The following is a 20716-nucleotide window of genomic DNA, read 5'->3' on the forward strand; positions in this document are numbered from 1 at the left end:
AATCAAAAGCGGTTTCGTTGACAGGATCAATCCGTAGAGTGATATGGGCAAAACACGGGGTGGAGTAGCAGCCGGACATCCGCAGACCGCAGCGGCGGCGATGACGGTGTTTGAGGCGGGGGGGAATGCGTTTGATGCGATCGCAGCGGCCATGCTCGCGTCGTTTGTGACAGAACCCACCCTCACTTCAGCGGCGGGGGGCGGGTTTCTCTTGGCCCATGGGTGCGATCGCGCTCCCGTGCTCTACGACTTTTTTACCCAAACCCCCCGCGAAAAACGACCCGTGGCGGACTTGGATTTTTACCCCGTTGATGTCAATTTTGGCGATGCGGTGCAATCGTTTCATGTGGGCCTAGGGGCGATGGCGACACCGGGGAATTTAGCGGGGGTGTGGACGGTACAGCAGGAGTTGGGGCGGTTGCCGTTTGGGGTGATTGCCGAGCCGGCGATCGCCTATGCCCGTGATGGTGTGCCCCTCAGCGACTTTCAAGAATTTTGCATCAACACCGTCCTCGCTCCGATTCTGCTCGAACGGGCCGAATCCCGCCGCATCTATGCGCCCACGGGTCGCCTCGTGCGGCACGGTGAACGGCTCGTACAGCGGGAGTTTGCCACCACCTTAGAAGCGATCGTGAGCGAGGGGATTGACCTGTTTTATCGCGGGGCGATCGCCGATCAACTCGTCGCCGACTGTCAAACCCACGGCGGCTATCTCACCCACGCCGACCTTGCCCATTACCAAGTAATCAAACGGGACCCCCTGCCCATTACCTATCGCGGTCAAACCCTCCTCACCAACCCGCCCCCCAGTTCCGGCGGCGCGTTAATGGCCTTTACCCTCCAACTCCTGGCCACCGCAGGCTTAGACAGCCTGCCCTGGGGTAGCGAAACCCATCTCCGCGCCCTGATTCGCGCCATGCAACTGACGAACCAAGCCCGCACCGATGGCTACGACGATCGCATCTATGACCCCAACATCACCGCTGATTTCCTCGGCGCGGATCACTTCGCCCCCTATCAAGCCGCCCTCGCCGCTGGGTTAAACCGTTGGGGCAGCACCACCCATATCAGCGTCATGGATGAATGGGGCAACGCCGCCAGCGCCACCACCTCCAACGGCGAAGGTTCCGGCTACATGATTCCGGGAACGGGGATCATGGTTAACAATATGCTCGGAGAGGCGGATCTGAATCCCCAGGGGTTCCATGCGTGGGAAAGCGATCGCCGCATGTCTTCGATGATGGCCCCAACGATGATCCTCACTGATGGTCAGCCTACTCAGGTCTTTGGCTCTGGGGGGTCGAACCGAATTCGCACGGTACTCACGCAGATTGTGACGAATTTGGTGGACTTTGGGGATGATCTCAGTACCGCCATTGCTCGCCCGCGTTTGCATTGGGAAGGGGGGACATTAAATCTGGAACCGGGCTTAGGGGAAGGGCTAGAGTTGAGCGATCGCTACACCGATCATCAACTGCATTGGCAAGCCCAAAATATGTTTTTTGGGGGGGTGCATGGGGTGGAACGCCTCCCCAGTGGCGAGTTTGCCGGGGCCGGGGACGATCGCAGAGGCGGCGCATTTTTGCCCTAAAACCTGCATTTTTTATTAAGAAGATGATCAAAAAACTTTAAAAATCGTTACAATGTGAGCAATAATTGAAAGCAAATTTAGAAAACTCGCGATCAAGCCTGAAAACTACCGTTAAAATTAAGTTAGGTCTTGCAGGAGCACTTTGTTCAATGGACTATCTAGACAAGGTATTGGAACAACTCAAAGATTGGGCACGCCGGATTGTGGACGCTCTCTTTGGCCCGGAACCGGAACCCGAACCTGAGCTAATCCCAATTCCTGTGGACAATCCACGCCGCCATGTACGCTAGTCCTTCGAGTGCTCAGTGCAAACTGAGTTCCTCTTTGAGGCAATAGTCATGGCACACCACCCGAATACTCTGTTTAAACTCCTGGTTTTGCACGGCCCCAATCTCAATCTATTGGGCCGCCGCGAGCCAGGAGTTTATGGTACGGTCACTCTCGACGAAATTAACGCCGCCCTCACCACCGATGCAGCAGAATTAGGGGCAACGGTTGATTGCCTGCAATCCAATCATGAAGGGGTCTTGGTGGATCGGATTCATGATGCTTGGGGGGATATCGATGGCGTGATTATTAATGCCGGAGCTTACACCCATACGAGTGTTGCGATCCGTGATGCGATCGCCGGGGTGCAAATTCCGACGGTGGAAGTTCATCTCAGTAATATTTACCAGCGCGAACCCTTTCGCCACCATTCCTATCTCGCGCCGGTAGTGATTGGGCAGATTAGCGGCTTTGGGGCGATGAGCTATCGCCTCGGTTTGCGGGCGATCGTGGCCCATCTTCAGGCCCTCAGCACCTAGGATCGAGTCCGTTTCGGGGCGCATGATCAGAACGTTGGTCAGGTTTGGCAGGATTCGCCGCTAAAATTGGGTGTGCATCCTGAATATTGCCGTCCTATGCCTGATTTATCCCCCCTGACTGTAACGGAGATTGGCGCGATCGCTGACCCCCGTGATCGCGCCCTCACCCTCCAAACCCATCTCCCCCACCTCAACACCCTTCCAGACTTTCTCGAAACCCTCCAAGCCTTCATTAACTCAGAAGCTGATCCGGGGGTGCTCTCGATCGCAATTCGGGCGTTGGCCCATTACGGGACGCAGGATCTCGGTGTGTTGAACTGGTTTAAAACCTATAGCCAATATGCCCCCAATCCCAGGGTGCGATCGCTGGCCGTGCAAGAACTCGCCCGCAATTGGACAACGGATTTTAACGTCTATGAAATTCTGTCTAAATGTGCCTTTGCCGATCGCTTTCGTCGCCAACATCCCGACGAGGTTAATCCCCGTTTCCATGCCTTAAAGGCCATGATTGAGCATTATCACGACATGCCCCAAACCTGGGAGTTTGTCAGCGATCGCGCCACCAACGACAACGATCCCCAAGTGCGCGACTTTGCCCAAGCCCAACTTGATCAGCGATCGTGAGGGCGATCGCGCCTCAGAGCTTACCGTTTTTCATACTGCTCGTAGGCTGCCACAATCCGCTGCACCAAGGGATGGCGCACCACATCCGCCGCCGACAGTTGGCAAAAGGCAATCCCCTCCACCGCTTTTAAAATCCGTTGCGCCACCACCAAGCCCGAATCCTGCTGATTGGCTAAATCGGTTTGAGTAATATCGCCCGTGACCACCATTCGCGACCCGTAGCCCAAGCGCGTCAACACCATTTTTAACTGTGCCGGCGTGGTGTTTTGGGCTTCATCCACAATCACAAAGGCATTTTTTAAGGTGCGTCCCCGCATATAGGCCAGGGGAGCCACTTCGATTTTGCCCCGCTCCATCAAGTCGGGGATTTTTTCCGGGTCGATAAATTCGTAGAGGGCATCGTAGAGGGGGCGCAAAAACGGATCAACTTTCTGCTGCAAATCCCCCGGTAAAAAGCCCAGTTTTTCCCCCGCTTCCACGGCGGGACGGGTGAGCAAGATCCGCTCACAATCATCATTGAGTAAGGCTTTCACCGCCAGCACTGCCGCGAGGAAGGTTTTACCGGTTCCGGCGGGGCCGATGCAAAAGGTGACGCTGTGGGATTGGATGGCGTTGATGTATTGGCGTTGGCGAAAGGTTTTGGCGCGGATCGATTCGCCGCGACGGGTGACGGCGAGGATATTTTTTTGCAGGTCGCGGTAGTCGTCGCCGCGCTGGGTATCGACAGCATGAAAGGCGGTGAGAATATCCGGCTCGCCGATGGTTTGCCCTTCGTCCCAGAGGGGTTGCAGCGATCGCACCACCTGCCGACACCGTTCCACGGCCTTCGGTTGCCCCGTCATCATCAACGCTTGCCCCCGCAACACAGCGGTTACCCCCGTCTGGCGCGAGAGCAATTTTAAATGGGCTTCACCAATTCCCGCGAAGGCGATCGCCGTCTCAGGGTTAGGGAACTCGATCGTTTCCGTGATCACGGGATCAACCTATCCATTACGGCGAGGGCGGGATGGGCGCGGCAGGGACGGCTTCGGCATTGAGTGGTTGCTACTGCGTCGGCGCGATCGCCCTGCCGGACGTGAATCCGTCTGGCTGACGGGTTCCGGTGGCTTCCCGAACACTTCGAGACGAGCCGTTTGTCCCACATTTTGAGCAGTGGCCGCTAGGACGGTACGGATGGCTTCGATGTTGCGTCCCCCGCGTCCGAATACCCGCCCATGATCCGCCTCTTCAAAGGCAACACGCACCAAAACACCCAAATTCCCACGGACATATTCACAATGAATCCGCAGCGCATCGGGGGTATCGAGCAAGGGTTCAATCAAAAACCGTACCAACTCACCATAGTCGGGATACGAGCGTTCGAGATTGATCGACTCAGACATTAGGCATTTTTGAGTTGTTCAAACACTTGGGCTTTGGTCAACAAATCCCGCACGGTTTCCGTCGGTTGGGCTCCTTGCTTGAGGCGGGTGACAATGGCCGGAACATCAAGGCGGGTTTCGTCGGTGCGAGGATTGTAGAAGCCCAATTCTTCGAGGGGACGACCATCACGACGGGTGCGGCTGTCCATAGCCACAATCCGATAGCTGACTTCACGCTTTTTACCGTACCGTTTGAGGCGAATTTTGATCATGGGAGCTGGAGTGCTTTTCGTTAAAAAGTTGTGCTTTACGATTGTACGAGGTTTTGTGGGAATTCGGAAAGGGGTAGACCGAGGGGAATCCGGTTAATTTGTGGGGTTAGGCGGTGCAAAGTCTTGACATTGCCCACCGAGACCCGTGGCGATCGCACAGGTATTCGCCACCATCATGTCTACATAGCTCCCCAAAGACCCCCTAGACCCGGTGAGCAGCGGCGTTGCTGAGGACTTGACTCCCGCTTCCCGCGTCACAGTGTCGAGGACAGTATTGTTAGCGATGTTTTCCGGGAAGACCGTGGGGACTTGGGTGGCTTGAATTTGCTCGACGAGACGTTTAAGCGTGGCGGCGCTCGGCGCATCTTCGGTGCTGAGGCCTTGCAGGGCTTCGGCTCGCGTTAACCCATAGGCCGCTACGAAGTAGTTAAAGGACGCATGGGTTGTGACGAGAATGCGCTGGTCAGCGGGAATCGTGGCGATTTGTTCCCCGATCCAAGTATCGAGGGTGGTGAGGGTTTGGGTGAATTGATCGGCGTTGCGGGCGTAGGTGTCGCGGTGCTGGGGCGCGATCGCACTCAATTCAGCGGCGATCACCTCAACGGCTGCGATCGTCTGTTCCACATCGTGCCACACATGGGGGTCGGGCTGTGCTGCGTCCCCCTCAGGATCATCCCCCTCATCGCCGTGATCCTCATGCTCCGGTTCCTCATGATCCTGTGCCCCATGCTCGTCTTCGTGGCCATGACCATGACCATGACCATGATCATGATCATGGTCATGGTCAAACATCAACGGATTCGGCACAGCCACTTCAAACACCGCCACCGTTTTCACCCCCGTTTCCGCAGAATCCGCCAATTGTGCGATCGCCGGTGTCAGGTTGTAACCGTCATAGAAAAAGAGTTGCGCTTGGGCGATGGCGCGGCGATCCGATGGGGTCGTGGCATAGGTGTGGGGATCTTGGTCGGGGCCCATTAAACAGGTGAAATTGGTGGTCTCTTGCGTCGCCCCCATCACCTGCTCCGTTAAATCACAGAGGATATCGCTCGACACCACCACCGTCACGGCGGGGGAGTCGGGAGAAGTATCCGACGTTGAGGCGGCCGAGTCTTGGGACTCCGGGGCTGGGGTTGTACACCCGGCGAAGAGGAGAGAACCGAGGGTCATCCAAACAGCAAAACGCATGGCAACAAAAAAATGATAATGATTATCATCCTAGTTAATTTTGCCTCCCATCGCAAGCTGCTGCTGATCCATAACGCGCCAAGGTTGACCGCATGATCCCCCGGATGGCAGCGATCGCGCCATTCCCCCACCCCACAGCCCCCATCCTAGAGTATATTAATGATAGTCATTCTCATTCTCACTTCCCCATGCTTGAAGTCCGCAACGTGACCGCCGCCTACCGCGATCGCTGGGCCATTCAAAACGTATCCTTTGTGTTGCAACCGGGACAAGCGACGAACCTATTAGGGCCCAATGGAGCGGGGAAAAGCACGTTAATGAAGGTGATGCTGGGGTTAGTGCCGCCCGTGAGCGGGTCGATTCTGTGGCATAATCAGCCCTTCGCCCCCCATCGCCATCGCGTCGCCTATGTACCCCAGCGCACGGTGATTGATTGGGACTATCCGATTACGGTGCAGAATGTGGTGCGGATGGGACGGACGCGGCAAACGGGATGGTTGCGAAGTTTTTCGGCGGCTTCTAATGCGATCGCTCACCACGCCCTCGATCGCGTTGGCATGGCCGACTATGCCCACCGTCAAATCGGAGAACTATCCGGCGGCCAACAACAGCGCGTTTTTATCGCCCGCGCCCTCGCCCAGGAAGCGGATCTATTTTTTCTCGATGAACCCTTTGCCGGGGTCGATCAAACCACGGAAACGATTCTGTTTGATCTCTTCGCCGAATTAAAAGCCGCCGGAAAAACCCTGTTGGTGATTAGTCACGACTTCGGCGACACCCTCGCCCATTACGATCAATTTCTCTTACTCAATCAAACCCTGATCGCCGCCGGAAACCAAAGTGAAGTGATCTGCCCTGCCTGTCTCGAACAAGCCTACGGGAAACGCTTCTACCTCGCTGCGGCCTAGGGATTGCCATGACCGCGTTGCTAGAATGGCTCCTTGACCCGTTGCAATTTGCCTTCATGCGCGATGCCCTGGCGATGGGGGTGGTGTTGGGGGTGCTCTGCGCGGTGACGGGGAGTTACTTGATCGTGCAGCAAATGAGCATGATCGGCGGGGTGATTTCCCATTCGATTGTGCCGGGCCTGTCGATCGCATTTTTCCTGGGGATTGATGTGGGGATTGGGGCGTTTGTGGCGGGGGTGTTGAGTGCGATCTGTGTGGCGCTGTTGGAGAAGCGATCGCGCCTCAAGGTCGATGCCGCCATGTCCCTCACCCTGACCACGTTTCTCGCGTTTGGCATTTTACTGATCAGCCTCTTGGAAACGAATCAGGTGGATCTCTCTAGCCTGCTGTTTGGCGATATTTTGGGGGTGACGCGGGGGGATTTGGGGCGCACGATCGCGATCGCGGCTCTGATCATCACCTTGGTCAAACTCTTTTACAAAGAACTCCTCTTTTACAGTTTCGATCCCCTCGGCGCTCAGGCCAGCGGTCTCCCCGTCCAAGGTTTGTATATGGGTTTAATTAGCGCGATCACCCTTACGATTGTGGCGACGATGCAGGTGGTGGGGGTGTTGCTGGTGATGGCGCTGCTGGTGGGGCCAGCGATTACCGCCTATCTCTTGGTGAAGGAACTCCATCAGATGATGTGGGTGGGGTCGGTGTTGGGCGCGATCGCCAGCATCAGCGGTATGTATGCGAGTTACTACCTCGATCTGCCGTCGGGGCCTGCGATCGTGATGGCGATTTTCGTCGGGTTTCTCCTCGCTCTCTGTTTCAGTCCCCGCCGGGGTTGGCTTGTTGCCAAGGCGCGATCGCCCCACACGCCGCATCAATAAGCAAGGCTCAATCGGATGGGGTCAGGTTGAAGGCTTCTTTTAATACGGCTTGCATGAGTTGTTGGGCGTGGGTTTGGTTTTGGGTGATTTGGGTTTCGAGTTGGTCGCAGAGGGTGAGGAGTTTTTCGATTTTGGCGACGATGGCTTGTTGTTCGGAAAAAGATGGGATTGGGATAATGATAGTGTTAAGTATTTTTAGACTCAAAAATGGTTGAAGTCCGCCCTTGGTTAAGTCCTTATATATTTCATCTCGATGGAGTACAAAATAATTGAAAATATATTTATTAAACAAAAAATCTTGATTGAATTTTAAGATCGCAGTATTTTTGAAACTGAACTCAAAATCAACATTGATAATTGCAGGAGTTCCACAGCCAGCTCCAATATTAACTAACAAAATTTCCCCTTTTTTTGGATATGCTTTTGAGTACAATTCTTTGTGAAACTCTTCCGAAACATAATGACATGCATTCCAGTCAATTTTGTCTGGTTTCACATGTGTTGCTGCAATATACGGATAGCCGCTAGCAACTTTTGGGGGTGTATTATGGAAGCCATCAGTTATTTTTATGCAGAGGTCTCCCAACCGACACCACTCCCAACCCTTCGGGAGTTCAAAGGGTTTTTCCTCGTCAGTGATGGGGGGTAGGGGTTTTTGGGGTTTGATTTTTTTGGCTTTGACGAGTTCGGCTTTTTCGGCGGCGATCCGTTTGAGCAGTTCGCTGGCGGGTTCAATGTGGGGATTGTGCGATCGCCACTCGGCGGTGAGCTTCCCTGCGATCGCCTCCTGCAAAATCTGTTGGCGCAATTTTTTCACCAGGGCTTGCTGGTGGGCAAGTTCGCGGCTAAGAGAGTTTACATGGTTAGATCTCTCTCTAAATGAATCAATAATTTTATCTTGCTCCCTAACCGGAGGAAGCCAAATTTCGTTATTCAAAAAATCCTTTTCATTGAGATATTTTCTATGCGTTATGCCACTACTAGATCGCTCACAAATATCATAAAAAATCAATGAATTGGTAAAGTTATTAAGCCAATCAATAGAAATAATATCTTCGTTGATTTTGTATGCCCAAAAATTTCCAGTGATGATTGCGTCATTAACTTCAGATGAAGCAACACCAAACGCACCATAGCGTGCATCTATTTTTGACATTACAAAAAGCCCTTCCTTGAGAATGAATTGCTTCTTTGTGCCAATTTTTGATCCAATTTCGTGATCTCGAACCGAAACACCACCGTGTTTTGTTCTAATTGTCACCCTCTTATATTGTTTATTGTCTTGAATGGTAATTGGCAATTTTACTCTTGTTAGAAATTCGCTAAATTTATATTTATTCCAATCAGTCACTAAACCAACTCCTTTCTCAACTGTTCCAGCAACTCATCACCCTTAGCAAAAGACTGATGTAACAGATCCAATAACTCCCCGCTGCTGTACTGCTTCTCCTCCTCAGAACGATGCGGGTTTTTAATATCGAGATTGTAGCCATTCGCCTGGATCGTCTCAATATCCACCAACCAAGCCCGCTCATTCTCCTCACGATTCCCCCACCAATTCCTTAACCCCTCAAACTCCCTAAACTGAATCGGCTTCGTCTTCGAGTAAGCCTTATAACCCTCCGGCAACCGATGCTCATAAAACCAAATCTTTTCCGTCCGCTGACCCTTCCTAAAAAACAACAAATTCGTCGCCACCGACGCATAGGGCTGAAACACCGAATTCGGCAACCGCACAATCGTATGTAAATCACAATCCGCCAACAACTTTTCCCGGATACGCTGCTTCACCCCATCCCCCGTCAACGAACCATCCGGCAACACAATCGCCGCCCGGCCCCCCTCCTTCAACAATCGAAGCATCAAAATCAAAAACAAATCCGCCGATTCCTTCGTCCGATAGGTTTGCGGAAAATTGTTTTCATTATTATTAGAAACCACCCCCCCAAACGGCGGATTCGCCAAAATCACATCCACCCGATCCTTAGACGTATATTCCGTCAACGGCCGTTGCAACGCATCCCCAAACCGGATATTTGGTGTCACCACATCATGCAAAATCAGATTCGTATTCGCCAACATATAGGGCAACGGCTTATACTCCCAACCCCGCACATTTTGACCAATCGCCTCACGATCCGCCACCGTCTGCGCCGTTCCCTTTAAATACTCAATCACCGCCACCAAAAACCCCCCCGTCCCACAAGCCGGATCAAGCACCAACTCCCCATGAGCCGGGTTAACCATCTCCGTCATCAACTGCGTAATCGCCCGTGGTGTGTAAAACTCCCCCAACGTTCCCGCACTCTGCAATTCACTCAAAAACGTTTCATAAATTTGCCCAAACAACTGCAAATCCTTACTACTATTAAAATCAACCTCATTCAACTTATTGATCACCTGCCGTAGGTGAATCCCCGACTTCATATAGTTGTAATTATTGGCAAACACCCCCCGCACCAACACCGCCCGATGATTGCCAGTGGAAAGATCAATATTCGACAACGTCGGAAACAACGTCCGATCCACAAACTCCAACAACTCATCCCCCGTCATCCCCTCATCATCACCCGCCCATTCATCCCAATGCAAACTCGCCGGAATCGGTGAAGTGTAATCATCCTCCATCAACTCCAATTCCTTATCCTTATCACTGAAAATTTTCAGAAACAACATCCAGCCCAATTGCAGAATGCGTAACTCATCACTCCCCGTCCCCGTATCTTGCCGCATAATATTGCGGGTCGATTTCACAATACCTGATACATTTGCCATAAACTCTAAATCAATCGCTCCCTAGTTAAGACTTCACGCCGCCTCATACAGCGCCCGTTCCAATTGAGAAACAGCCTGTAAATATTGCGGCTTTCCCCCAAACAATTTAATAATCTCCGTTGGTGTGCCGAACTGGTCAAACGGATTCACCTTCAGCACCTTAATATCCTCAATATTTTCAATGCCCTCATCCGCATATTTATCCAGCAACGCCTCTAGAACCTTCCGAGCGCGATCGCCATATTGGGTAAACACATCCCGCTTCCTGACCTGGTTCGCCCGCTCCGCACGGGTGAGAGGCGGCTGATCAAAAGCAGCGTGGCAAATCAGATCAAAAATATCCATCTCCTTACCAATCGCAGCCTTGAGATTTTCCAACACAATCCCCTGCTGCGTCAATTCATCAACAATCACCTGCTTTCTATCCGCACTGCACCATTGAGTCAGAAAATCATGCAGCGACTCGTATTGCTCCCGCACCTTCTGACGAGTGTAGTCCTTAAGATTTTCCGTGATCAGTCTACCATTGCCATCTATGTATTGAATGCGCTCGTTCAGAATCGCAACATTCACCCCATTCACATAGACCTTCCGCCGTGGCTCACCGATAATCTCGCCCCCCGTGATGATCTCCGGTGGATCATCGGGCGGATCGAAGTTCACCGCCTCCCCCGTTGCGTCTGTAATCGTTTCCCCTGTGGCCAACTCCTCTTCCGGCGTTTCAAATTCATCATCCTCACGAAGCTCTTTCACCCGCACTGGATCGCCATCAAAATCCGGATCAACAAACAGATCCGTAACACTGCGAAAATCAAGAATCGTGAAAAAAGTCTTTCCAAACGCTTCATTAATGCGCGTCCCCCGGCCAATAATCTGCTTAAACTCCGTCATCGAGCCAATATTGCTATCCAGCACAATTAACTGACAGGTTTGGGCATCAACCCCCGTCGTCATCAGCTTAGAAGTCGTGGCAATCACCGGATAGCGTTCTTCGGGATTGATAAAATTGTCTAGTTCGCGCTTGCCTTCCTGATTATCGCCCGTAATCTGCATCACATACTTAGGATTTTCAGCCATCAAATCGCTGTTCGCATTCGCCAACGCCGCCCGCATCCGTTGGGCATGGTCAATATCCACACAAAAAACAATTGTCTTCGCAAAACGATCGGTTTTTTTGAGATATGCCGTGATCTTATTCGCTATGGTTGCCGTCCGTTCATCAATTACCAAATTTCGCTCAAAATCCTTGCGGTTATAAATGCGATCCTCCACCAATGCGCCGCTTTTATCCGTTTTTCCCGCCTCCGGCCGCCAACCATCAAGATCCACATTCAAACCCACCCGCACCACCTTATAGGGAGCCAAAAAACCATCTTCGATTCCCTGTTTCAACGAATAGGTATAAATCGGATCACCAAAATATTCTGTATTGGAAATCGCTTTCGTTTCCTTGGGCGTAGCCGTCAGTCCGATATGGGTTGCCGTTTGGAAATACTCTAAAATTTCTCGCCAAGCACTATCGTCCGCCGCGCTCCCCCGGTGACATTCATCAATCACAATCAAATCAAAGAAATTTCGGCTAAATTCCCGGTAAGCATCCTTATCTTCGTCGTAGTTGGTAATTCCTTGATAAAGGGCTAGATAAATTTCATAGGATTTATCAATCTGCTTTTTCTTGATCACCGTCATCTTGTCCTTAAAATGACGGAAATCCCCCCGGCGGGTTTGGTCGATTAAAGCATTCCGATCCGCCAAGAACAAAATACGTTTTGCCGCCCCCACTTTCCAAAGCCGATGAATAATCTGAAAAGCGGTGTAGGTTTTGCCCGTCCCCGTCGCCATCGTCAGCAGAATCCGTTCCTGACCTTTTGCGATCGCCTCTACCGTGCGATTGATAGCGATTTGCTGGTAATAGCGGGGGCTGTGACTCGTGCCATCAAAGAAATAATCCTGGCTGCTGATCCGCTCAACTTCCGGCGTAACAATGCCTTTATAGCGTTTATAACGTTCCCAAAGTTGTTCCGGGCTAGGAAATTCATCTAGAGAAATTGTCCGCTCAACAGCACCACTAGCGGCGGTGCGGTCATGTTCGTAGAACCCATCACCGTTACTACTGAATGCCGTTGGAATATCGAGAATTGTGGCGTATTCTAGCCCCTGCTGAATCCCGTCCATCACCGAATGCTTATTGTTTTTCGCCTCAATGATGGCGATAGGAATATTCGGCTTGTAGTAAAGAATGTAATCCGCTCGCTTGCGCTTGCCACGGGTGGTGAGGTTGCCCTTCACATAAATGCGGCCATCGGTGAAACTGACTTCTTCTCGAATTTGTTTCCGAATATCCCAACCGGCCTTTTCCAGAGCAGGCGTAATAAACTGAGTACAAATATCCCGTTCTGATAAATCTTGCTTATTCGTCATGTAATTCCAACCTCTAAACGTAATACTTTACGCCACATCTCAAACTAACTCTGTCTGAATTCTTCATTCCCCCCCCGTCCCCTCCCTCACCAAATACGCCCCCAACTCCTGCGCCAAATCTCGCAAAAACCGCGCCGCGTTCTCCTGCCCCTCCCCCTGCAACCGTGCCGCCACCAACTCACACACCTGCACAAACCCCTCATCCACCAACTCCCGATGACGGTCGAGGGTTTGCGCTTCCTCCCCAAAGGGACATTCCATGAGTTCTTGAATCAGAGCGAGATAAGCCTGCACAGGTCGTTCATCCATAGCCGCAAGGTCAAAACAGCACCCCCATTCTACCCCCAACCCAAAAACCCAACCCAGAGACCGGGTTTCTTGCATCCCCTCATTTCCCGCCACAACCTCCCTGTTTGATCTCGTTACTTGGCTCTGCCAAATAACGCTTCCCCGGAGGCTCCGCCTCCATCCCAGGCGGCAGAGCCGCCCGAAGCTCGTGCCATGGCTCTGCCGTGGCACGAGGATAAACCCGGTTTCTCATTGCCCTAGCAACCCATTAAAATAGATCCCAACCCACCCAAACTTCCCCCCATGACCCTCACCCGCATCACCGCCGCCGGAACCGCCACCATTCCCCCAGAAATTATCGACTGGCTTCACCTCAAACCCGGCGACCCCATCAACATCGCCATCTCCCCCGATGGCAAAGTCTACCTAGAACCCGCCCCCAAAACCCCTCAAATTGATGTCCGTAGCCTATCCGGTTGCCTCCATAATCCCAACAGAAAACCCGTCACCCTCGCTGAAATGGAACAAGCCATTACCGAAGCAGCAGGAGCCTCAATGTGAACGGTTTGGATACTAACGTTAAATCAACAAGCCGGATGCAATGAAACTGCATCTTTTGATATCAAACTAGTACAGAGTCAAGACTTAATATTCGGATTGTATTGAATGTCCAACGCTCAACGTGACGGTGCGTTACGCTTCGCTAACAGCACCCTACAAACATCCTAATTCTTGGCATTGACGCTGCACTAGGACAGTTACCTCAAGTCAAACTCTTGAACTCATAACAGAGAAACCTATCCCTCTCTCATCCATCACCCCAACCCCAAAACAACACCCCCATTCTACCCCCGCAGCCCAGAAACCGGGTTGCCCCCATCCCCTCATTTCCCGCCTCAACCCTCCCAAAAACCCGGTTTCAAACCGACTCAATATTCCTAACCTTGCGTAACTCCTCCAAAAACTCCTCCCGCGTCACCGACCCTAAAACCTCCCGCCGTTCCTGGGTGTAATCCCCCTGTCCCCAACCCATTTGTTGCAAAAACCGAATCGCATCAGACTGTCCCAAATGATTGACTAAAATCTGATAGCCCTTTTCTCTTAACTCTAGTGCATTCATCATCAACGACTCCTGTTTACTGCTCCTGGAAAACCTCAATCAGCCACACCACCGGATTACGAATCGCCACCTTTAATTGGTGTTCATGCCTGCGAGCCGTCTTGAGCAGGCGATCGTCCGTAGAAAGAAAAATATCCGCCCCAGATGCTTCCGCACAAGCCAGATGAAAAGAATCAAACAGCCCAAATCCCAGACCTTCTAGTTGTTGTGAAAGTTCCTCAACTGCCTGATTGATTTCCTGCATTCGTGTTGCTAATGCCAAGAGATTAAAGATGCTGTTTTTTTTATCCAGATTCCGCATTTTTTCCAGTTCTACGAGAACGGCTTCTCTGGAAAATAGTTGCCATTCTCCCGTGCTAACCCGTTCCAGAATACTTAAAACTGAGTTTCCCTCTAGCCGAACCCGCTCCTGCACCCAGTCATCAAAGGGGCGATTGAGACAACACACATCCAAATATATCGCAACCATCACACCCCTTCCATAACCCCAACGCCAAAACAGCACCCCCATCCTACCCCCCACAGCCCAGAAACCGGGTTGCCCCCATTCCCTAAATTCTCCCAAAAACCTGGTTTCTATGGCCGATCGCATCCTTGGCGTTTCCAGAGTTACAATTCACGGCTGCCCAGATTGTTCAGACCGAGGGGCGATCGCATAGACCGCGTTGGGTTTGGGGCGTGTCCAGGGTGCGATCGCGCCTCGGCCCAGAGCAAATAAGCTAAAATGCCTTATTAATCATCAAATTCGTTATTCAGCACGTTTTTAAAACGTCGCATTCGCCCTATCGAGTCAGACCTAGACATGAATTTACCGATTCAGGCCGTTCAAGCCCCCTATCGTGGTGGTGGCAACTATCGCACCCCGCCCCCGGATTTACCCTCACTGCTACTCAAAGAACGGATCATCTATCTAGGTTTACCCCTAGTCTCCTCCGATGAGTACAAAGAGCAGATGGGTTTGGATGTGACCGAACTGATCATCGCGCAATTGCTCTATCTTCAGTTTGATGATCCCGAAAAACCCATCTTTATGTACATCAACTCCACCGGCACTTCGTGGTACGGTGGCGATGCGATCGGCTTTGAAACGGAAGCCTTCGCCATTTGCGACACGATGAACTACATCAAACCCCCCATCCATACGATCTGCATCGGTCAAGCGATGGGAACCGCCGCGATGATTCTCGCCGCCGGGACTCGTGGCTGTCGCGCCAGCCTCGCCCATTCCACGATCATCCTGCATCAACCGCGCCAAGGGGCACGCGGCCAAGCCTCCGACATTCAAATCCGCGCCAAAGAAGTCTTGGCCAACAAACGCGCCATGCTCGGCATCTTAGCCAAAAGTACCCAGCAAGACATCGAGCGCCTGGAAAAAGACACCGATCGCATGTTGTACATGACCCCCCCCCAAGCCAAAGACTACGGCATTATCGATAAAGTGTTGGAGAGTTCTAAGGATTTACCCAAAGCCTTACCGGCTCTCTAGACCCGTCACCCATTGCATTCCTGTTCCTCATTCTTCACTGTTATCATGCCCATTGGTGTTCCGAGAGTTCCCTATCAAATGCCCGGTCAGCCCTATTCTGACTGGATCAACATCTACGATCGCCTGTACCGGGAGCGAATCATTTTCCTCGGTCGCGGCATCAACGACGGCATCGCGAACCAAATCATCGCGATCATGCTCTATCTCGATTCCGAAGATTCGAGCAAGCCGATCTACTTGTACATCAACTCCCCTGGCGGTTCCGTTACCGCTGGCCTCGCCATCTTTGACACGATGCAACACATCAAGTCTGAAGTGGTGACGATCTGCGTCGGCCTCGCGGCCTCCATGGGGGCGTTTCTGCTCGGCGCGGGGACAAAAGGCAAGCGCCTCGCTCTCCCCCACGCCCGGATCATGATCCACCAACCCCTTGGGGGAACCCAAGGCCGTCGCCAAGCCACGGATATCGAAATTGAAGCCCGCGAGATTCTCCGCATTAAACGGCAACTCAACGAAATCATGGTGGAGCAAACCGGCCAGCCCCTGGAAAAAATCGAGAAAGACACCGATCGCGACTACTTCATGTCGCCCCATGAAGCCCTCGCATACGGCATCATCGACAAGGTGATCGAAGAAACGCCGGATAAAGCAGCGGCAGCGATCGCCGCCCAGCGATAACCGCTCTGTCCATGATCTACCCAAGACGGACAAGGGGCTTCAGCCCCTTGTTTCATTTTTGGCTGTGATCGGGGCTAGTGGTCGGGGGTGGGGTGGAAATAGTCGTAGATGGTGCGGGCGAGGTGGGGGCCAATGCCGTTGACGGCTTGGAGTTGGTCGAGGCTGGCGGCGCGGATGTAGTCCACGGAGCGGAAGTGAGCGAGGAGGAGTTTTTGGCGGTGGAAGCCGAGGCCGGGGACTTGATCGAGTTGCGATCGCCGACTACTTTTTAAACGCTGCTGCCGGTGGAAACTGACGGCGAAGCGGTGGGATTCGTCCCGGACACGGCGCAGCAGTTGCACACCGGGCTGATCCGGGTCAGTGGGGAGCGGCTCCGATGCACCGGGTACAAAAATTTCTTCGCGCCGTTTGGCCAAACTAATCACCCGCAGATCATCGAGCACATCGAGTTTTTGCAGCATCGTCACCACGGCGGAAAGTTGCCCTTTGCCACCATCGATCAGCACCAGATCGGGAAATTCGGGGTCTTCGTGGCGGGGCACGTTGCGATCGCGATAGTTCCGAAACCGACGACCGATCACTTCGGCCAGGCTGGCGAAATCGTCCGAGCGACCGATTCGCACATCCGGGTTTTGGATTTTGTAATGGCGATAATGCTGTTTGGCGGGCATGCCGTCGGTGAAGACCACTTGGGAGGCGACGGCGTTGGAGCCTTGGCTGTGGGAGATGTCGTAGCCTTCGATCCGTTGGGGCAGGTCGGGGAGGTCGAGGAGGTCGGCGAGGTCTTGGAGGGCGTGGGTGTTGCGATCGCTCAACCGTTGGGTGCGATCGAGTTCGTATTGGGCGTTACGCTCCACGAGTTCGATTAGGTCGGCTTTTTGTTGGCGTTGGGGATTAACGAGGGTGACTTTGCGGCCCCGGCGTTGGGTGAGCCAATCCGTGAGCAGATCTGCGGCGGGTAACTCATGCTGCACGAGAATTTCGCTGGGGATTTCCACAGCATCGACGCGCCAATAATGCTCCTCTAAAACACGCTGTAAAATTGCGCCGGGGGTTAAGGATTGGGACTGGGCAAAAAAGCCCAAACGCCCCACCAATTTCCCCGCCCGCACTTGAAAGAGTTGGATACAGCAATGCTGATCATTGGCCGCTAGGGCGATCGCATCCCGTGACACCGTATCATCGGGCAGAGTCATTTTTTGATCACCATGGAGGGCGGTTAAGCCTTGGATTTGATCCCGCAATCGGGCCGCTTTTTCAAAGGCCAAATCCTGGGCCGCCTGCTCCATTTGCGCCTGTAATTGGCTGATCAATTCTCCCGATCGCCCTTGAAAAATCATCGCCACTTTTTGGACAATTTTGTGATAGTCCTCCGGGGTAATCAAGGCCTGACAGACTCCCGGACAGCGGCCAATATCATAGTTTAAACAGGGACGATCTTTAAACAGGGGGCGACGACGTTGACGGAGGGGAAAAATGCGTTTAACAAGGTTCAGGGTACTCCGGAGCGATCGCACATCCACATAGGGGCCGTAGTAGCGATCGCGTTCATTACTCAACCGACGTTTTCGGGTTAGAAAAATACGCGGATAATCTTCTGACCAAGTAATACAAACATAGGGATATTTCTTATCATCCTTGAGCAGCACATTAAAGTAGGGTTGATGCTGCTTAATTAGATTCGCTTCGAGGGCGAGGGCTTCGGCTTCGCTGTCGGTGACGATGAATTCAATCTCCACCACTTGCCGCACCATCAACGCGATCCGATGGGTATGGTGTTGCCCTTCTCGAAAGTATGATCGCACCCGCGATCGCAACCGTTTCGACTTGCCAATATACAAAATCCCATCGGTGCAATCGCGCATCAAATACACCCCCGGCTCGGTGGGAATTTCCTTGAGGCGCATTTCTAACCGTTCAGGGTTTTGAATCAGTGGCGTAGCCATGGGTCAAATTACAATAGGACAGAACATCATGTTCCCCTCACCCAACCCTCTCCCCCAGGAGAGGGCTTCTGGCTCCCTTCTCCCCGTGGGAGACGGGCCGGGGATGAGGGAAGACTCTGCACAGCATCACGCCAGGAGGAATTTTTGCACCGCTACAGCCACCCCATCCGCCTCCACCGACGGCGCAACCCAATGGGCGGCGGCTTTCACCGTGTCCGGGGCATCGCCCATGGCAACACTGAGGCCGACGGCTTGGAGCATATCGAGATCGTTGTAGTTATCGCCGATCGCCATCACGTCCGCTAGCTCCAAACCATAATAGGAGCGGGCGAGATGGGTGACGGCGTGGCCTTTGCTGGCTTGGGGGTGGGTGAATTCTAAAAAGGTGGGGGAGGATTGGGTGATGTAGAGGTGATCGGGGGGGTAGGCGGTTTGGCACTGGGTAAGCAGGGCCGCGATCGCCTCCGTATCGGCGCAGAGCATCAGCAATTTCGTTAAGGGGCGGTCTAACAATTGCCGCAGATCCCCGACGGGATGGGCAGGCAGGCCCGATCGCGCCATGTACGATTCAGTTTGGGGCGTGATGTCCCGCACATAGAGGCGATCGTCATGGTACACATGGACATCAAGGCGATCCGCCCAATCGGGATGATCGGCGAGATCCAGCAGTTCCGCGAGACGTTCCGGGGGGACGGGACGATGGAGGAGGCGATCGCCCGTTTCGGGGTGCTGAATCCACGCACCGTTATAGGCAATGATCGGCTCGCGGCTGCGGATTTGGTCGCGAAACCGTTGGGCCGAGCAATACATGCGCCCCGTCGCGATCGCCACCGAGATCCCCCGCGCCATCACCGCCTCTAGGGCCGCACAAACCCCCGGCGACACGGCATTACTCTGACCTGCGATCGTGCCGTCAATATCCAAAATTAAAAGCTGAATGCCCATGCGATCGCACCAAAAACACCCTTCAAATCCTAGCGCGGGTTGCTTCCTTTGGGCGGGGTGATCCTCCCACGGTGGATGCCCTCATCCCCAACCCTTCTCCCCGTGGGAGAAGGGAGCTAGAAGCCCTCTCCTGGGGGAGAGGGTTGGGTGAGGGAGCTAGAAGCCCTCTCCTGGGGGAGAGGGTTGGGTGAGGGGTTGGAGGCCGATCGCGCCCTAACCCTCGTCGGTCTCAGACTTAGCGAACCGTTGCCCCAATTTTTTAACAGCCCAACTCACCACAATGCCCGCGATCAAAATCGAAATCGCCGGGTTAAACAGAGGCTGCCACAGGGCATACCAGAGATCCCAACCGAGGGGAATCCCCGCCGATCGCCCGATCAGCGCGATCGCAAACCAAATAAACCCCCCCAACACGAGGAACACATCAAACACCAAAATCCGATCAATCCACTCTAAAACCTTGTTATTCATCGTTCAAATACTGTCGTTAAAAACACCTTAAAATCATTGCTTCGGTTCCCAATTTTGCCGCAAACCAGGCTAGAAATTATCAAGATCGCCCCATATCTTAATAGTTTTGTACAGTTAGAGCGATCCTAAATCAATCGGAGATCTGATCTCCTCATCAACAAGGGGCTTCAGCCCCTTGCCTGTTCATGAATCAAATAGGATTGCTATAGAGCCTAATCCGGCGAAATCAGAATCATTAACCCCGTTTTCCCGTCACAATATAGGACACTCGCTGGCCGATATTCGTGGCATGATCCGCCATTCGTTCAATATGCCGAATCGCCAACACCATCAGCAAAATCGGCTCTACTACCCCTTGAATATCCCGTGATTCGGCCAAGGTGCGATAGAGGCGATCGTAAGCATCATCAATGGTGTCATCCATTGCTTTTAACTCCGCCCCCGCCCCCGGATTGAGATCCGCCAAGGCAATGAGACTCACCGCGAGCATCCCCTGGGCCTGTTGCGACATTTGCTCAATTTCACCCAGACAGGCATGGGGCGGATAGTTAAACAGTTTGACCGCTAATTCCGTTAAATCCTGGGCGTAGTCCCCAATCCGTTCAAGGTCGCGCACCAACTGCATAAAGGCACTCAGCAGCCGCAAGTCTTTCGCAACAGGGCGTTGGAGGGTCATCAGTCGCGCACATTCGAGTTCAATACTGCGATAGTAGCGATCAATTTGGCCTTCAACGGCGGTGATATCTGCGATCGCCTGAAAATCGTGGTGAAAGAAGGCCTGATGACCGAGGCGGCAGGACTGTTCGACCAAGGTTCCCATCCGCAATACCTCCTGACTCAACTGTTTTAAAGCGCGTTCAAGTTGGGTGGCATGGGGAGAAGTGGAAGCGGAAGCTGATAAAGTCATATCCGAAAAATACTATTTAATTGTTAAGGGCTTTTATGAATTCTTTCTATCTTA

Annotated in this window: 23 protein-coding genes; 9 read left to right on the forward strand and 14 right to left on the reverse strand. The window is 52.9% G+C overall.

Translation table 11 applies throughout. The features are described 5' to 3' along the window. The first annotated feature begins 43 nt into the window (after positions 1–43). The 4 genes from ggt (at position 44) to PN477_RS12465 (ending at position 3021) form a co-directional block, all read left to right on the forward strand. The gene (gene ggt / locus PN477_RS12450; RefSeq protein WP_272119923.1) at positions 44–1591 is read left to right on the forward strand and encodes a gamma-glutamyltransferase; all 1548 of its coding nucleotides are present in this window, start codon (positions 44–46) and stop codon (positions 1589–1591) included. 149 nt (positions 1592–1740) lie between these two features. Beyond that, positions 1741–1881: a hypothetical protein gene (locus tag PN477_RS12455; protein WP_175551105.1), complete on the forward strand. Its 141-nt coding sequence runs from the start codon at positions 1741–1743 to the stop codon at positions 1879–1881. Between the two features lie 48 nt (positions 1882–1929). Beyond that, positions 1930–2397 carry a type II 3-dehydroquinate dehydratase gene (aroQ, locus tag PN477_RS12460; RefSeq protein ID WP_272119925.1) on the forward strand — a complete coding sequence of 156 codons (468 nt, stop codon included), beginning with the start codon at positions 1930–1932 and terminating at the stop codon, positions 2395–2397. 96 nt (positions 2398–2493) lie between these two features. Continuing rightward, positions 2494–3021, forward strand: coding sequence for a HEAT repeat domain-containing protein (locus tag PN477_RS12465; protein ID WP_272119926.1), 528 nt, complete (start codon positions 2494–2496; stop codon positions 3019–3021). Between the two features lie 20 nt (positions 3022–3041). Here the strand turns inward: PN477_RS12465 and PN477_RS12470 are convergent, their stop codons facing one another. The 4 genes from PN477_RS12470 to PN477_RS12485 all read right to left on the reverse strand — a co-directional run bounded on the left by PN477_RS12470 (position 3042) and on the right by PN477_RS12485 (position 5842). Beyond that, on the reverse strand, positions 3042–3995 hold the full coding sequence (locus tag PN477_RS12470) for a PhoH family protein (RefSeq protein ID WP_272119927.1): 954 nt from the start codon (positions 3993–3995) through the stop codon (positions 3042–3044). 9 nt (positions 3996–4004) lie between these two features. Continuing rightward, positions 4005–4403 carry a KH domain-containing protein gene (locus PN477_RS12475; protein ID WP_272119928.1) on the reverse strand — a complete coding sequence of 133 codons (399 nt, stop codon included), beginning with the start codon at positions 4401–4403 and terminating at the stop codon, positions 4005–4007. Continuing rightward, on the reverse strand, positions 4403–4654 hold the full coding sequence (gene rpsP / locus PN477_RS12480; RefSeq protein WP_072620599.1) for a 30S ribosomal protein S16: 252 nt from the start codon (positions 4652–4654) through the stop codon (positions 4403–4405). The genes PN477_RS12475 and rpsP overlap by 1 nt, the downstream gene beginning before the upstream one ends. 93 nt (positions 4655–4747) lie before the next feature. After that, a complete protein-coding gene (locus PN477_RS12485) occupies positions 4748–5842 on the reverse strand; it encodes a metal ABC transporter substrate-binding protein (protein WP_272119929.1) in 1095 nt (364 codons plus the stop codon). A 188-nt stretch (positions 5843–6030) separates the two neighbouring features. On the opposite strand from PN477_RS12485, the gene PN477_RS12490 reads away from it, so the two are divergent. Then, positions 6031–6750 (forward strand): metal ABC transporter ATP-binding protein, encoded by a 720-nt coding sequence (locus tag PN477_RS12490; RefSeq protein WP_417158806.1) that lies wholly within the window; start codon positions 6031–6033, stop codon positions 6748–6750. 17 nt (positions 6751–6767) lie between these two features. Continuing rightward, on the forward strand, positions 6768–7625 hold the full coding sequence (locus PN477_RS12495) for a metal ABC transporter permease (RefSeq protein WP_417158807.1): 858 nt from the start codon (positions 6768–6770) through the stop codon (positions 7623–7625). Between the two features lie 7 nt (positions 7626–7632). On the opposite strand, the gene PN477_RS12500 is transcribed toward PN477_RS12495, so the two are convergent. The 4 genes from PN477_RS12500 to PN477_RS12515 form a co-directional block, all read right to left on the reverse strand. Further along, the gene (locus PN477_RS12500) at positions 7633–8976 is read right to left on the reverse strand and encodes a restriction endonuclease subunit S (RefSeq protein WP_272119932.1); all 1344 of its coding nucleotides are present in this window, start codon (positions 8974–8976) and stop codon (positions 7633–7635) included. Continuing rightward, positions 8976–10400 (reverse strand): class I SAM-dependent DNA methyltransferase, encoded by a 1425-nt coding sequence (locus PN477_RS12505; RefSeq protein ID WP_272119933.1) that lies wholly within the window; start codon positions 10398–10400, stop codon positions 8976–8978. Before PN477_RS12505 ends, PN477_RS12500 begins: the two co-directional genes overlap by 1 nt. Before the next feature lie 33 nt (positions 10401–10433). After that, positions 10434–12821 (reverse strand): EcoAI/FtnUII family type I restriction enzme subunit R, encoded by a 2388-nt coding sequence (gene hsdR, locus PN477_RS12510; protein ID WP_272119934.1) that lies wholly within the window; start codon positions 12819–12821, stop codon positions 10434–10436. 63 nt (positions 12822–12884) lie between these two features. Beyond that, positions 12885–13130 carry a hypothetical protein gene (locus PN477_RS12515; protein WP_272119935.1) on the reverse strand — a complete coding sequence of 82 codons (246 nt, stop codon included), beginning with the start codon at positions 13128–13130 and terminating at the stop codon, positions 12885–12887. Positions 13131–13412: 282 nt separating this feature from the next. Between PN477_RS12515 and PN477_RS12520 the strand changes: the two genes are divergently transcribed. After that, the gene (locus tag PN477_RS12520) at positions 13413–13670 is read left to right on the forward strand and encodes an AbrB/MazE/SpoVT family DNA-binding domain-containing protein (protein ID WP_272119936.1); all 258 of its coding nucleotides are present in this window, start codon (positions 13413–13415) and stop codon (positions 13668–13670) included. 358 nt (positions 13671–14028) lie between these two features. On the opposite strand, the gene PN477_RS12525 is transcribed toward PN477_RS12520, so the two are convergent. Both PN477_RS12525 and PN477_RS12530 read right to left on the reverse strand, forming a co-directional pair. Then, positions 14029–14232 carry a hypothetical protein gene (locus tag PN477_RS12525; protein ID WP_272119937.1) on the reverse strand — a complete coding sequence of 68 codons (204 nt, stop codon included), beginning with the start codon at positions 14230–14232 and terminating at the stop codon, positions 14029–14031. Positions 14233–14245: 13 nt separating this feature from the next. Continuing rightward, the gene (locus PN477_RS12530; protein ID WP_417158808.1) at positions 14246–14698 is read right to left on the reverse strand and encodes a hypothetical protein; all 453 of its coding nucleotides are present in this window, start codon (positions 14696–14698) and stop codon (positions 14246–14248) included. Between the two features lie 333 nt (positions 14699–15031). Here PN477_RS12530 and PN477_RS12535 point away from each other — a divergent pair, with 333 nt between their 5' ends. Both PN477_RS12535 and PN477_RS12540 read left to right on the forward strand, forming a co-directional pair. After that, entirely contained in the window at positions 15032–15715 is a 684-nt protein-coding gene (locus PN477_RS12535; protein ID WP_272119939.1) for an ATP-dependent Clp protease proteolytic subunit, read from the forward strand. A gap of 45 nt (positions 15716–15760) precedes the next feature. Next, positions 15761–16393 (forward strand): ATP-dependent Clp protease proteolytic subunit, encoded by a 633-nt coding sequence (locus tag PN477_RS12540; protein ID WP_417158804.1) that lies wholly within the window; start codon positions 15761–15763, stop codon positions 16391–16393. 74 nt (positions 16394–16467) lie between these two features. Here the strand turns inward: PN477_RS12540 and uvrC are convergent, their stop codons facing one another. From uvrC to phoU, 4 genes are all read right to left on the reverse strand, one after another. Further along, complete coding sequence (gene uvrC / locus PN477_RS12545) at positions 16468–18339, reverse strand: excinuclease ABC subunit UvrC (RefSeq protein ID WP_272119940.1); 1872 nt, start codon at positions 18337–18339, stop codon at positions 16468–16470. A 126-nt stretch (positions 18340–18465) separates the two neighbouring features. Continuing rightward, the gene (locus tag PN477_RS12550; RefSeq protein WP_272119941.1) at positions 18466–19284 is read right to left on the reverse strand and encodes a Cof-type HAD-IIB family hydrolase; all 819 of its coding nucleotides are present in this window, start codon (positions 19282–19284) and stop codon (positions 18466–18468) included. A 213-nt stretch (positions 19285–19497) separates the two neighbouring features. Then, positions 19498–19755 carry a hypothetical protein gene (locus PN477_RS12555; protein ID WP_272119942.1) on the reverse strand — a complete coding sequence of 86 codons (258 nt, stop codon included), beginning with the start codon at positions 19753–19755 and terminating at the stop codon, positions 19498–19500. 235 nt (positions 19756–19990) lie between these two features. Then, on the reverse strand, positions 19991–20662 hold the full coding sequence (gene phoU, locus PN477_RS12560; protein WP_272119943.1) for a phosphate signaling complex protein PhoU: 672 nt from the start codon (positions 20660–20662) through the stop codon (positions 19991–19993). Positions 20663–20716 lie beyond the last annotated feature (54 nt).

Origin of the sequence: Spirulina subsalsa CS-330 (assembly GCF_028330765.1) — a bacterium.
In the GTDB taxonomy this organism is placed as follows: domain Bacteria; phylum Cyanobacteriota; class Cyanobacteriia; order Cyanobacteriales; family Spirulinaceae; genus Spirulina; species Spirulina subsalsa_A.